The organism is Streptomyces sp. NPDC001381 (assembly GCF_042895685.1).
GTDB lineage: Bacteria > Actinomycetota > Actinomycetes > Streptomycetales > Streptomycetaceae > Streptomyces.
This window is the reverse complement of sequence record NZ_JBIAWO010000007.1, coordinates 200,528-213,744: the sequence shown is the minus strand read 5'-3', so window position 1 is coordinate 213,744 and position 13,217 is coordinate 200,528. Positions and strand designations below refer to the sequence as shown.

General features: G+C 72.6%; 11 protein-coding genes. 4 read left to right on the top strand and 7 right to left on the bottom strand.

The genetic code is table 11. The features are described 5' to 3' along the window. Positions 1 to 10: 10 nt before the first annotated feature. On the bottom strand, positions 11 to 1,054 hold the full coding sequence (locus tag ACFY2L_RS28770) for a GlxA family transcriptional regulator (protein WP_390660380.1): 1,044 nt from the start codon (positions 1,052 to 1,054) through the stop codon (positions 11 to 13). A gap of 72 nt (positions 1,055 to 1,126) precedes the next feature. Between ACFY2L_RS28770 and ACFY2L_RS28765 the strand changes: the two genes are divergently transcribed. After that, on the top strand, positions 1,127 to 2,440 hold the full coding sequence (locus ACFY2L_RS28765; protein ID WP_390660379.1) for an MFS transporter: 1,314 nt from the start codon (positions 1,127 to 1,129) through the stop codon (positions 2,438 to 2,440). A gap of 35 nt (positions 2,441 to 2,475) precedes the next feature. On the opposite strand, the gene ACFY2L_RS28760 is transcribed toward ACFY2L_RS28765, so the two are convergent. Beyond that, complete coding sequence (locus tag ACFY2L_RS28760; protein ID WP_390660617.1) at positions 2,476 to 3,060, bottom strand: flavin reductase family protein; 585 nt, start codon at positions 3,058 to 3,060, stop codon at positions 2,476 to 2,478. A gap of 92 nt (positions 3,061 to 3,152) precedes the next feature. On the opposite strand from ACFY2L_RS28760, the gene ACFY2L_RS28755 reads away from it, so the two are divergent. Further along, entirely contained in the window at positions 3,153 to 4,181 is a 1,029-nt protein-coding gene (locus ACFY2L_RS28755) for a hypothetical protein (protein WP_390823847.1), read from the top strand. A 3-nt stretch (positions 4,182 to 4,184) separates the two neighbouring features. Here ACFY2L_RS28755 and ACFY2L_RS28750 read toward each other — a convergent pair whose 3' ends face one another. The 5 genes from ACFY2L_RS28750 to ACFY2L_RS28730 all read right to left on the bottom strand — a co-directional run bounded on the left by ACFY2L_RS28750 (position 4,185) and on the right by ACFY2L_RS28730 (position 12,120). Continuing rightward, positions 4,185 to 5,051: an enoyl-CoA hydratase/isomerase family protein gene (locus tag ACFY2L_RS28750; protein WP_390660377.1), complete on the bottom strand. Its 867-nt coding sequence runs from the start codon at positions 5,049 to 5,051 to the stop codon at positions 4,185 to 4,187. A 16-nt stretch (positions 5,052 to 5,067) separates the two neighbouring features. Beyond that, positions 5,068 to 7,293, bottom strand: coding sequence for an acetate--CoA ligase family protein (locus ACFY2L_RS28745; RefSeq protein WP_390660376.1), 2,226 nt, complete (start codon positions 7,291 to 7,293; stop codon positions 5,068 to 5,070). A gap of 100 nt (positions 7,294 to 7,393) precedes the next feature. Then, positions 7,394 to 8,911 carry a flavin monoamine oxidase family protein gene (locus ACFY2L_RS28740; protein WP_390660375.1) on the bottom strand — a complete coding sequence of 506 codons (1,518 nt, stop codon included), beginning with the start codon at positions 8,909 to 8,911 and terminating at the stop codon, positions 7,394 to 7,396. A 139-nt stretch (positions 8,912 to 9,050) separates the two neighbouring features. Beyond that, positions 9,051 to 10,229, bottom strand: a complete 1,179-nt coding sequence (locus tag ACFY2L_RS28735) for a flavin-containing monooxygenase (protein WP_390823846.1) — start codon at positions 10,227 to 10,229, stop codon at positions 9,051 to 9,053. 283 nt (positions 10,230 to 10,512) lie between these two features. After that, positions 10,513 to 12,120 (bottom strand): subtype B tannase, encoded by a 1,608-nt coding sequence (locus ACFY2L_RS28730; protein ID WP_390823909.1) that lies wholly within the window; start codon positions 12,118 to 12,120, stop codon positions 10,513 to 10,515. A gap of 214 nt (positions 12,121 to 12,334) precedes the next feature. On the opposite strand from ACFY2L_RS28730, the gene ACFY2L_RS28725 reads away from it, so the two are divergent. Together ACFY2L_RS28725 and ACFY2L_RS28720 are read left to right on the top strand one after the other, a co-directional pair. Continuing rightward, complete coding sequence (locus ACFY2L_RS28725) at positions 12,335 to 12,784, top strand: DoxX family protein (RefSeq protein WP_390660373.1); 450 nt, start codon at positions 12,335 to 12,337, stop codon at positions 12,782 to 12,784. Next, positions 12,781 to 13,212 carry a Zn-ribbon domain-containing OB-fold protein gene (locus ACFY2L_RS28720; protein WP_390660372.1) on the top strand — a complete coding sequence of 144 codons (432 nt, stop codon included), beginning with the start codon at positions 12,781 to 12,783 and terminating at the stop codon, positions 13,210 to 13,212. The genes ACFY2L_RS28725 and ACFY2L_RS28720 overlap by 4 nt, the downstream gene beginning before the upstream one ends. Positions 13,213 to 13,217 lie beyond the last annotated feature (5 nt).

Here is a 13,217-nt window from a genome sequence, read left to right as displayed (position 1 = left end):
TGCCGGTCGGTCAGGGGAGGGTGTCGACTTCGCTGTGGCGGGTGGGCTCGTGGGGAGCCGTTCCGTCGGTCCCGGTGCGGAAGGTGCGGCGATACGCCGTCGGAGTGACCCCGAGGGCCGCCTGTAGGTGCTGCCGCATCGACTGGGCGGTGCCGAAGCCTGCGTCCCGGGCGACCTGGTCGACGGACAGACCGGTGGACTCCAGCAGGTGCCGGGCCCGTTCGACGCGCTGCTGGGTGAGCCACTGGCCCGGACTGACGCCGGTCTCCTCGCGGAAGCGGCGGGTGAACGTCCGTACGGACATGGCCTCCTGCGCGGCCATGTCCCGCAGCTGGATCGGCTCGTGCAGGCGGCCGAGCGCCCACGCCCGCGCGGTGGTCGTGCCGGTCTGCTGCGGGTCGGGCACGGGACGTTCGATGTACTGCGCCTGCCCGCCGTCGCGGTGCGGCGGGACCACCGTCCGGCGGGCGACCTCGTTGGCGACGGCGGTGCCGTGGTCGCGGCGGACCATGTGCAGGCACAGGTCGATGCCGGCGGCGACACCGGCGGAGGTGAGGACGTCGCCGTCGTCGATGAAGAGGACGTCCGGGTCGACGTCGATCTCCGGGAAGAGCCGCTGGAAGTGCTCGGCTTCGGCCCAGTGGGTGGTCGCGGGGCGGCCGTCGAGGTGGCCGGCGGCGGCGAGGACGTACACGCCGGTGCAGATGGAGGCGAGGCGGGTGCCGGGGCGGATGTGCGCGAGCGCGGCGGCGAGCTCGTCGGTGAGCACGCCCTCCTCGAAGACGGGGCCGAGTTCGTAGGACGCGGGGATCACGACGGTGTCGGCGGTGGCGAGGATCTCCGGGCCGTGCGCGACCGTGATCGCGAAGTCGGCGTCCGTCTCGACCGGTCCCGGCGGCCGCACCGAGCAGGTCAGGACCTCGTAGAGAGGCCTGCCCCGGGCGTCCTTGGGGCGGCCGAAGATCCGGTGCGGGATGCCGAGCTCGAAGGGGAGCAGGCCGTCGAGCGCGAGGACGACGACGCGGTGCGGGCGGTGCTCACTGCCGGGGCTCATGGCCCGATCCTAGCGAATGCTGTCCTTCGGGCCACTCGTGAGGGGAGTGGCCGAGACAGCACTCTTTATGGCGTGACCCAGACAAGCGAGGCTCCCGCAGCCATTGAGGACAAGAAGCCCACCCGCCGCCGGCGCGTCCACCGCGCCTGGTTCGTCGCCGCCGTCACCTTCGTCACGATCATCGGCGCGGCCGCCTTCCGCTCGCTGCCCGGCCTGCTCATCGACCCGCTGCACCAGGAGTTCGGCTGGTCGCGCGGCACGATCGGCGCGGCGGTCTCGATCAACCTGGCCCTGTACGGGCTCACCGCGCCCTTCGCCGCCGCCCTCATGGACCGGTTCGGCATCCGCCGGGTCGTGGCCGTCGCCCTGACCGTGATCGCGCTCGGCTCGGGCCTGACGGTGTGGATGACGGCGGCGTGGCAGCTGCTGCTGTGCTGGGGCCTGCTGGTCGGCCTCGGCTCGGGCTCGATGGCGCTCGCCTTCGCGGCGACGGTCACCAACCGCTGGTTCACCGAGCGCCGCGGCTTCGTCAGCGGCATCCTCACCGCGGCCTCCGCCTCCGGCCAGCTGATCTTCCTGCCGGTGCTGTCCTGGCTGGTGACCCGCCACGACTGGCGCCCGGCGGCGGTGACGGTCGCGCTCGCCGCCCTCGCCGTGGTCCCGTTCGTCTGGATCCTGCTGCGCGACCATCCGGCGGACGTCGGCCAGAAGCCCTACGGTGCCCAGGAGTTCGTACCGAAGCCGGCCCCGGTGCAGGGAGCCGCGCGCCGGACGGTGCGGGTGCTGCTCTCGGCGATGCGCACGGGCCCGTTCTGGCTGCTCGCGGGCACCTTCGCGATCTGTGGCGCCTCCACGAACGGACTGGTCCAGACCCACTTCGTGCCGGCCGCCCACGACCACGGCATGCCGGTCACGGCGGCGGCCTCGCTGCTGGCGGTCATCGGGGTGTTCGACGTGGTCGGCACGGTCGCCTCCGGCTGGTTCACGGACCGCTTCTCACCGCGCCGGCTGCTGGCGGTGTACTACGCGCTGCGGGGCGTCTCGCTCCTGTTCCTCCCGATGCTGCTGGCGCCGTCCGTCCATCCGCCGATGATCTTCTTCATCGTCTTCTACGGCCTCGACTGGGTGGCCACCGTCCCGCCCACCCTCGCCCTGTGCCGAGAGCAGTACGGCGACGACAGCGCCATCGTCTTCGGCTGGGTCCTGGCCTCCCATCAGGTGGGCGCGGCCCTGGTCGCCTTCCTCGGCGGCGTCGCCCGGGACACCTTCGGCTCCTACGACGTGGTCTGGTACGCGTCCGGGGCGCTGTGCGCGGCGGCGGCCCTGATGGCGCTGGTGATCCGGCGCCGGCCGCCGGTACCGGCGGCGATGCCGGCGGTGGCCTGAACGGGTGGCCGGCGCGCACGCGTCGCCGGCACCGGTCAGAGGAACCGGCCCTGGTGGAACAGCAGGGGCGGCTCGTCCCCGTCCGGCGTTCCCAGGGCGTCCACCCGTCCCACGACGATGAGGTGGTCGCCGCCCGTGTGCACCGCGTGGATCGTGCAGTCGATCCAGGCGAGCGCGCCGGCGAGACGGGGAGAGGCGGAGACCGGTGCCTCGTCGTGGTCGACACCCGCGAACTTGTCCGTGCCGCTTCTCGCGAAGGAGCGGCACAGGGCGGCCTGGCCCGCGCTCAGCACGTTGACGCAGAACACGCCCGCCCGCGCGATGCGCGGCCAGGTCGTGGACGTACGGCCGACCATGAAGGCGACCAGGGGCGGGTCGAGGGAGAGGGACGAGAAGGACTGGCAGGCGAAGCCGGCGGGGGCGTCGCCAGGGGCGGCGCCGGGTGCCGTGATCACGGTCACGCCGGACGCGAAGCTCCCCAGCACCCGCCGGAACTCGCCCGGGTCCACCGGCGCCCGTTCGTCCTCGCGGACGCAGCGCAGTTCGGGGCGGGGCAGCGGCTCGACCGGCCCGGCCCGCAGATAACGGACGGCGGCGGCCGCCATCCCCGCGTGTCCCATCATGTCCTCATTGAAGCTGACGGTGTGTCAGATAGGAAGGGGTGGGAGGCCCCGTGACACGCGCGCGTACCCTGCCGCCTGGGGGTGGTGGCATGCGCACGAAGAGAGACCCGGCGAGCGGCCCGGGGACGGGCCCGGAGAAGAACTCGGAGATGGGCCCGGAGGGGGGTCCGGGGAAGGGCTCGGAGATGGGCCCGGAGGGGGGCCCGGAGAAGGGCTCGGAGACGGGCCGGGGGAAGGGGCCGAAGCGAGCCGACGGCAGGGTCGCGACGGCGGTCGCGGTCGGTGCGGCGCAGCTTCCGGCGGCGTGGGCGCTCTGGTGGGAGCACGATCTGGCCACCGACCCGTACGGCCGCTCCTACAGTTCCCTCGCGCTGCTCTTCGTGTTCCTCTTCGCACCCGTGTACCTGCCGGTGCTGGGTCTGCTCCACGCCTGCACCCAGACCCTGCCGGGTGCCGCCCTCGCCCGGCTCGCGCACGGCCGGCTCCGGTGGCCGCGCTGGGTCCGGCATCTGGCCGCCACGGTGCTGGTCGGAGCCGGATGGGGCGCGCTGGCCGCCGTCCTGTGGGGCCTGCCGTTCGGCACCACGGTCCTCGTCCTCGCGGCGCTCGCCGTCCTGCCCGTCCTCGCGACGGCCTACGCGCGGCGGCGGTCGTGGGGCGCCTGGAGCGTCTGGTGGCGGGCGGCCGCCGGTTCGGCCGCCCTGTTCGTCCTCGCCCTCACGGCCGGGACGCTGGCCACCGCCGCGGGACTGATCGAGGAGTACGAACCTCCCCGGCTGACGGCCGACGAGGTCGCCGGTGTCTGGCGCGGCCGGAGCGGAGCGGAGCTGCGGCTGGCGCCGGGCGGGCGGGCCGAGGTGGTCCGGATGCCGGCGGAGGCCGGGTTCGGGGAGGAACCGGTGACGTGCGACGGCACCGGCACCTGGGTCTTCGAGGAGGGGCCGGGTGCGTGGGACGGCGTCGCCGTGCGCCTCGATTCGGGCAGGGGCACCGGCAGTACGTGCGGGGACGAGGTGACCTGGTCGGTGGGCGGGACCGACCGCGCGCCCGAGCTGTTCAGGTTCCTCGGGGACCCGGACGCGCAGGATCTGCGGATCCTCGAACCGGCCGGCGGCTGACCGTCACCGGCCCCTGAACTCGGCCGCCCGCCGCTCCACGAAGCTCGCCACTCCTTCCCTCGCGTCGGCCGTCGTCATGTTGATCTCCTGGGCGGCGGCCTCGGCGGCGAAGGCCGTGCCGCGGTCGGCGTCGAGGGAGGCGTTGACCAGCTGTTTGGTGAGGGCCAGGGCGCGGGTGGGGCCGTGGGCCAGGCGGTCCGCCCACGCACGGGCCGTCTTCTCCAGCTCGCCGTCCGGGACCACCCGGTTGACCAGGCCGAGGCGTTCGGCGTCCGGCGCGGTGAGCGCGTCGCCGAGGAACATCAGCTCCTTGGCGCGCTGGGGACCGATCAGGCGGGGGAGGAGATAGGCGCCGCCCCCGTCGGGGACCAGGCCGCGGCGGACGAACACCTCGATGAACCGCGCCGACTCGGCGGCCAGGACCAGATCGCAGGCGAACGCCAGGTGTGCGCCGAGGCCCGCCGCCGTGCCGTTCACCGCCGCTATCACCGGCTTCTCGCAGTCCAGGACGGCGGCGATCAGGCGCTGGGCACCCTCCCGCAGGGTGCGGGCCACGTCGCCGGCCACCCGGTCACCCGTCGAGGCCCCGCCCCGCAGATCCGCTCCCGCGCAGAAACCGCGGCCGGTGCCGGTGAGGACGACGGCCCGGACGGCGGGGTCGGCGGAGGCCTCGGAGAAAAGTCGGATCAGGCGTTCTCGCTGGTCAGGGGTGAGGGCGTTGAGTGTTTCGGGGCGGTTGAGGGTGAGGATCGAGACGTGATTGTCAGTGGCGTGCCGTATCCATGACTCAGGGGAGATTTCCGGCTCACCGGTGGTTCCGGTCACTCGGGGCGTTCCGGAAGTCGCCGACTCACGGGGGGAATCGGGCATGTTCGTCTCACGCATCTCAGCGACACACCGCCAACGCGTCCAGCGCCACCGCTCCCTGCCCCCAGGGCAGCACCACCAGCGGGTTGATGTCGAGCTCGGCCAGGTCGCCGCCCAGCTCCAGCGCCATGCGCTGGACCCGCAGGACCACCTCGACGAGAGCGTCCACGTCGGCGGGAGGGCGTCCCCGGACGCCGTCCAGCAGGGCCCTCCCGCGCAGTTCGGCGAGCATGCCGCGGGCCTGGTCCTCCCCGAAGGGGGGCACGCGCACGGCGGCGTCGCGCAGCACCTCCACCAGGACCCCGCCGAGGCCTACCGTCACCGTCGGGCCGAAGAGGTCGTCGTGGGTCATCCCGACCACCATCTCCACGCCCCGCTCGACCATCTGGCAGACCAGGACGCCGTCCAGCGCGACGCCCTCGTAGCGGGCGATGTCGGTCAGTTCGCGGTAGGCGTCGCGGACCTGGCTCGCCGAGGTCAGGCCGATCTTCACCAGGCCCAGTTCGGTCTTGTGGGCGATCTGCGCGCCGGACGCCTTCATCACCACCGGGTAGCCGACCAGCCCCGCCGCCCGTACGGCCGCCGCAGCGCTGGTCACCAGCTGCTCGCGCGGGACCCGGATGCCGTACGCCCGCAGCAGTTGCTTCGCCGCGTGCTCGCTCAGCTGCTGGCCCGGGCGCATCAGCAGCTGCGCCTTGCGGAAGGACGGGGACGGGGTGCGCGGGGCCTGGTCGAAGGGCGAGCGGTAGTCGCTCACGAAGCGGTGGTGGTCGAGAAAGGCGCGGACCGCCGTGACGCAGTTGCCGAGGGTGCGGAAGGTCGCCACCCGGGAGGACCCCAGCAGCACGTCGCGGTAGGCCGCCTCGGTGCCCACCGGCGAGCCCCACACCACGCACACCAGCTTGTCCGTCTGTTCCGCCGCGTCCACCAGGTCCTGCACCAGACGATCGCTCAGTGGCGGGAAGGGACCCGTGACGGGGCAGATCAGCACCCCCACCTCGGGGTCGTCGAGGATCGCGTCGATGATCTTCCGGCCGCGCCGGTCACCCACCGGGTGCCCGCCGTTGTCGACCGGGTTGGCGACGTTCAGGTACTCGGGGATCCACTGGTGCAGCTCGGCCTGCTTGGCGTCCGAGAGGGCGGGCAGGCGCAGGCCCGCCGCCGTGGCCAGGTCGGCCGCGTGGGCGCCGGTGCCGCCCGAGATCGAGTAGACGACGACACCGTCCGCTCTCGGCGGGCGGGCGCGGGCCAGCAGGGCCGCGGTGTCCTGCAGTTCGTCCAGACCGTCGACGCGGATCACGCCGTACTGCCGCATCGCCGCGTCCACCACCTCGTCCGCGCCGGTCAGCTTGCCGGTGTGGGAGGCGGCGGTGCGGGCGCCGGTCTCGGTGCGGCCCACCTTCACGGCGACCACCGGGACCCCGCGCCGGGCCGCCCGGTCGGCGGCGAGAAGGAAGGCGCGGCCGTCCTTGAGCCCCTCCACGTAGCAGGCGATGGCGCCGACCTCGGGGCGCTCGGCGAAATAGGACAGGAAGTCGGCGGTCTCCAGGTCGGCCTCGTTGCCGGTCGGCGCCCAGTGCGAGAGCCGGACGCCCAGTTCCTGGAGGGCGAAGACGGGGCGGCCCTGATGGCCGGACTGGGTGATCAGCGCGATGGACGGGCCGGTGAGGTCGTCGCGGAACCGCTCGAAGGCGTTGAGATTGGTGTTGGGCCCCAGCAGGCGTATGCCGGAGCGTTTCACGGCCGCCGTGAGGCGGGCCTGTGCGGCGGCGCCCTCCTCGCCGGTCTCCGCGAATCCGGAGGCGAAGACGACCGCGAACCTGACCTTCGCCTCCGCCAGTTGCTCGATCACGGGCAGCGGCTCGGCGACCAGGAGCACGGCCAGGTCGACCTGCTCCGGCAGCTCGGCGACCGAGGCGGCGCAGGGGATGCCGAAGACGGACTCGCGGGTGGGGTGCACGGGGTGCAGCCGCGCCCCCACCCGCTCGGCCCAGTCCACCAGTTGCCGGGTGACACCGGTGTTCGGGCGTCCCTCGGCGTCCGAGGCGCCGACGACCGCCACCGACTCCGGCCGGAAGAACCGGTCCAGATCGGGGACGGTCGCATACAACGGCCGGCCGCTGACGTCGAGGTCGTCGACGTCGGCCGGCCGGCCGTGGACGGCGGGTCCGGGCTGCTCGCCGCACGCGATGACCCGGGCCCGGCGGGAGTCGGTGGTGAGGGTGCCGTGGGTTGATCCAAGCATCGGTCCGCCCGCTCCTGTGTGACTGCCAAGTAACTGACGCTCTGTCAGATTACATAGCTGACGGGTTGTCAGGAATGGGCGTGCAGCGAGAAAAGGACGGCTACAGGACCGCCAGGACCTCCTGCGCCACCCGCTCGCCCGACCGCACCGCGCCGTCCATGAAGCCCATCCAGTGGGTGGAGGTCTCCGTCCCGGCCCAGTGGATGCCGCCCACCGGCCGGCGCAGTGCGGGGCCGTACTGGGTCAGGACGCCGGGCGCGGCGATGGAGACGGGGCCGCCGCGGGTGTAGGCCTCGTTGTTCCAGCGTTGCAGGACGAAGGAGGTGGGGGAGGCCGCTTTCTCGCCGAAGTACGTCACGTAGTCCTTCAGGACGGCCGCCCTGACCTCCGCCTCGCCGGCGGCGTCCAGCGCCCGGGCCTCGTCGGCCTCGATGAAGCCCATCAGCGCGCCGTAGGAGGCGTCGGGCGGGGAGTTGTCGAAGGTGGAGCTGACCACACCGGTGTCGCTGACGACCTGGCCGTTGAGGCCGTCGGCACGCCAGAAGGGGGTGTCGTAGATCGCGATCGCCTTGCCGACCGAGGCCATCGGCAGGCGCTGGGTGAGCTGGTCGCGGCCGGCCGGGAGGAGCGGGTCGTAGGTGATGCGGGCGGCGAGCGGCGGGGGTACGGCGACGACGACCTTCCTGGCGGTGACGGTGATGCCGTCGGCCGTCACGACGTACGTGCTGCCCGACCGGGTGATCGCGCGCACCGGGGCGTTCAGCACCACCCGGTCGCCCAGGGTGGCGGCCAGCTTGACCGGCACCAGCTGGGAGCCGCCGACGAAGCGCAGTTCCTGGGCGCCGCCGGCGGTCTCGGTGAGGCGCTCCAGGGTGCCGACGGTGGACTCGTTGCCGGCGGCGGCGATGTAGAAGAGGACGAACAGGAGGGAGAGCTCACGGGGTTCGGCCGAGAAGATCGAGGTGCAGGCCACGTCCAGGAGGAACTTGGCCGAGGGGACGACGGCGTTGGCGCGCAGCCAGGTCTCGAAGGTCTGCCGGTCCCATTCCTGGGCCTTCGCGGCGGTCCAGGGGGCGTCCACCGGGATCGTCTTGGCCATGTCGTCCAGCGAGGCCTGCACGATCGCGGCGTTGGCGAGCCCGGCCGCGTCGATCGGCGGGACCGAGCCGAGGATGCCGTCGGTGGCGTACGGGGTCTTCTTGCCGTCCTTGTAGAGGAGGTTCTTGCCGGTGTTGTAGGTGGCGAAGGTCTGCACGCCGAGGGAGTCGGCGAGGGCCTTGATGCGGTCCTGGGTGGGGCCGATGAACTCGCCGCCGCCCTCGGTGACCCCGCCGCCCGCCAGGGACAGGTTGAGGACCCGGCCGCCCACGCGGTCGCGGGCCTCCAGGACGGCGACGGTCCGGCCGGCCGCCACCAGGTCGCGGGCCGCGGTGAGGCCGGCCAGACCGGCGCCCACGATCGCGACGTCCACGTCCCGGGTGGCCGCCGCGGACGCCGTACCGGCGGCGGTCGCGGCGAGGGCGGTCGCGCCGGCGGCCACCGCGGCGCCGCGGCCGAGCAGGGAGCGGCGGGAGATGCCGTCGCCGGAGCGGCGGGGGAGGTGTCTTTCACTTGCCACGTGCGTCCTCCGTAGCGAGGGGGCGGAGCGGGAAAGGTGAACAGGGCTCACATTCTGGCTCCGCGCGAGGGCGCGCGACAACGCCCTCGTCACATCTGGCACACGTGTAACAGGCAGGGAAATGAAAGGAGTTGAGGATCTACCGGAGGTGGCGGCCGACGGCCTTCGCGATGCGCTCCGCGTCGATCGACAGTTCGCGCAGGGTGCCGCTGATGGGGGTGGTGAAGCCGGTGAAGTACAGGCCGGGCGCGTTCTTCGGGGTGCGCGCGCCGTGGGCGAGGGGGTGGCCGCGTTCGTCGAGGACGTCCAGGTGGCCGACCAGGTCCTCCAGGGCGCGGACATAGCCGGTGGCGGCGACGACGGCGTCCGGGGAGATCCGGGTGCCGTCGGCGAGGACGACCTTGCCGCCGTCCTCGAAGCCCTCGACGGCGGCCACGACCTCGACCCGGCCCCCTCGGATCGCGTCGATCAGGCCGACGTCCTGCACCGGGATCGCGCCCTGTCTGGCCCGCGTGTAGAGCCCGGTGTCGGGACGCGGCAGTCCGTACGAGGACAGGTCGGGGATGCTAGCCCGGGCCATCACCCGGCAGATCCGGTCGACGAGGGGGACGGGCAGGCGGCGGACGAGGATGCCGCTGTACTGGGCGGGCCAGCCGGCGGTCGAGCGGCGCACGATGTGCGGGACGGTGCGCACCGACAGCCGCACCCGCTCGGCCCCGCTCTCCACCAGGTCGACGGCGATCTCCGCGCCGGTGTTGCCGACGCCGACGACGAGGACGTCACGGCCGGCGTACGGCGTGCCGTTGCGGTAGGCGGAGGCGTGTGCGAGTTCCCCGGTGAACGTGTCGCGGCCGGGCCAGTCGGGCAGGGACGGGGTGTGGTTGTAGCCGGTGGCGACGACGACGGCCGAGCCGGTCAGTTCGCGGCCGCCGGTGGCGTGCAGCAGCCAGCCGGTGCCGTCGGGGGTGCGCTCGATCCGGGAGACCTCGACTCCGGTGACGATCTCCAGCTCATGGACCTCGGCGTACTTCTCCAGGTACCGCACCACGTCGTCGCGGCCCACCCAGCGGCCGAAGCGGCGGGGGATCTTCAGCCCCGGCAGGGCGGAGAGGCGGCGGGTGGTGTGCAGATGCAGCCGGTCGTAGTGGCGCTGCCAGGACGCACCGACCCGGTCGGCCTTCTCCACGACGACGGCGCGTATCCCCCGGGCGCGCAGGGCGTACGCGGTGGCGAGTCCGCCGGGGCCGCCGCCGATGACGTAGACGGGGCGGTCGGCGGGGTTCGCGGTGGTGAGGGCGGTCGGTGCGGAGTCTTCCATGAGCGCGAGCGTAATCACGCGCGAGATTGATGGGTCTCGGTCAAGACCGGAATTGGTTGCGGATCGATCACGCTTGGGGGAGAGACGGGTGGGACCGGTGACGTACTTCACCTGGTCGTGGAGAAGACCGCACGGGAGAGCCGGGTCCCGGAAAGGGGGCGACGCCCGGCCCAGGTGCGCGTGGGCCGGGCGTCGCGGGCGGTCGGCGCCGGCAGCTATGACGGGAAGCGGACGCCGCCGCGTCCAGGATGCCTCCCGGGGGCGCCGGGAGGCGGGGGAACCGCTACTTCTTGACCCTGCCCTTGTGGCCGGTCACCTTCGCGATCCATGTGATGAAGTCGCCCGGGTCGGTGTTGGCGCCGTGGCCCTCGTCCCAGTAGTAGAGGTGGTCGACGTCGTCGCCGAGGGTGTGCGCGGCGGCGGCGAGGTTGGCGGAGACCGTGTGCGAGGTGTCCGAGTCGTTGGTGCCCAGACGGATCCACCAGTGCTTGGTGCGGGCCTGGTTGGGCTTGTCGACGAGGAAGTACATCGGGTTCATCAGCCGCAGGACCTCGGGGATGTCGCTGTCGAGGCGCTTGCTCGTGACCCCGGTGGTGTCGTGCTTCAGGCCGTACGCCGTGAAGTGACGGGTCCCGGTGGTGCCCTTGCCGAAGAGGTTGTTCTCGCCGGCCGACAGGTCGAAGGCGTCGAAGGCCGGGGCGGTCTTCTTGCGGGCGCCGACGTGGGTGAGGAAGTCGTCCCAGGAGAAGGTGGCCCTGCCGTTCTGCCAGGTGATGAAGGTGTTCGAGGCGAGGTAGGCCGCGCGGTCGGAGTCCGAGAGGGCGCTGAGGTACCGGGTGGCCGAGGGCTCCAGGTACTGCTCGACGAGGTACGCGTCGTAGTTGCGGGCGGTCAGCCGGGTGCCGTCGAGGCCCTTGAGCTTCAGTCCGGCCTGGTACTCGGCGAACTGCGACCGCAGTTCCTTCGACACGGTCTGGTCGACCTTGGAGCCGGAACCGGTGGCGTTGGCGCCCCAGTTCCATTCGTAGGCGCCGTCGGCGTGCTCCAGGTCGGTGATCGGGCACCAGGCGCCGGTCGCGAAGATCGCGTCGGAGGCGTCGGCGGCGCCGAGCTCCTTCAACGGCTTGTCGTAGAGCGGGCTGTCGCCGGAGGCGCCGAGCAGGGCGGACAGGGCGCCGCCCGCGCTGGTGCCCGCGGAGACGATCCGGTCGGTGTCGCCGGGGATGCGGCCCTTGTTGGACCGGACGTACCGCACGGCCGCCTTGAGGTCGACGATCGCGGCGGGGGCGACGCCGTAGTACTCGCCGGCCGAGTTCGTGAGCGTGCGGCCGCGGGCGCCCGGCTCGACGACGACGTAACCGGCGGCCAGGGCCAGCAGCTGGTTGGTGTTCAGGGCGCCGCCGGTGTCGTTCGTGTTGCCGTTGGCGTTGGGGGCCGCGGAGGCGTCGGCCGAGGCGCTGGGCGCGGCACTGGCGGAGGCGGTCCCACCGGGTGCGCCGCCGCCCGGGCCGACGATGCCGCCGGACGCGCCGATCCCGGTGGCGTCGGCCACGGAGGAGGGCATGTAGCCGCCGACGGAGTTCGCGAACAGGATCGGTGCGTCGCTCGCGTCGACCGCGGTGCCGTCGATCTCGACCGGAACGCTGACGTTCAGGCTCTGGTACTTCTCGTCGACCGGGTCGGCGACGTAGGTGATCGCCTTCCAGAAGTGGTACGTCACGGCGTGCTCGTCGCCGTCGGTGTCCGTGACGGTCGTCGTCAGCTCGCTGTAGGCGTCCGGGTCGAAGACCAGCGAGTCCGAGGAGGCCGAGGACGACGAGTCCTCGGAGGCCCGCGCGTTCAGGGCGATGCCGCCCACCGCCGCCACGCCGGCGGTCGCGCCGATGCCCATGACGACCGACCTGCGCTTGATTGCCCTGTGCTTCACGGTTCGACTCCCTCGCTTCTTCGGGTTGCGTCTGGAACCTAACGAGTTCGTGGACAAAATTGCCAACAATCCGGGGTCATTCATGGAGGACCCACAGCTTCATGGCGGGCGCACAGGGTTCTCTCATCGGAAATACACGGGGTTCCCGGATCCGGTCATCTGACGTACCGTCAGATCCATGGATGCGATCTGGCTCGACGGTGCTCAGTGGCTGGCGGTGCTGCGGATCGGGCTCGGGCTGTGGTGGCTGGAGAGCTGGCGGCACAAGGAGAAGAAGAGCTGGTTCGAGGGTTCCGGCATCGCCTGGGCGGCGGACGTGGCCGCCAAGCACCGCTGGAACGCCGTACGTTCCGGCTTCGAGGTCGTCGTGAAGCCGCGCCCGCGGGTGATGGCGTACGTCGTCGTGTACGCGGAACTGGCCCTGGGACTGGGGCTGATCGCGGGCTTCCTGACCCCGGTCGCGCTGGCCGGCGGGCTGCTGCTCAACCTGATCTACCTGGTCCTCATGATCCACGACTGGGCCGAGCAGGGGCAGAACGGCATGATGGCGCTGATCTCGGTGGTGGGGCTGGGCGGCATGGCCTGGCAGACGTGGTCGGTGGACAGCGCGCTGGGACTCTTCCTGTGAGCGCCCGCCCCGGGCCCGCCCGGTACGACCTCCCTGAGCCCGTCCGGTACGACCGCCCCGAGGCCGACGCCTTCACGCGCGCGTACTGGGACGCCGCCGCCGGGGGCCGGCTGCTCATCCGGCGCTGCCGGGCCTGCGCACGGGCCCACCACTATCCCCGCGAGTTCTGCCCGTACTGCTGGAGCGAGGACGTGACCTGGGAGGACGCGGACGGCCGGGCGACCCTCTACACCTGGTCCGTCGTCCACCGCAACGATCTGCCGCCGTTCGGCGAGCGGACGCCGTACGTCGCGGCGGTCGTCGATCTGGCCGAGGGGCCCCGGATGTCCACCGAGGTGGTCGGGGCGGGGGTGCCGGGCGACCTGTCGGCCGGGATGGCGCTGGTGGTGGACTTCCGGGAGGGCGTGCCGGTGTTCCGGAGGGCGTGAGGGGC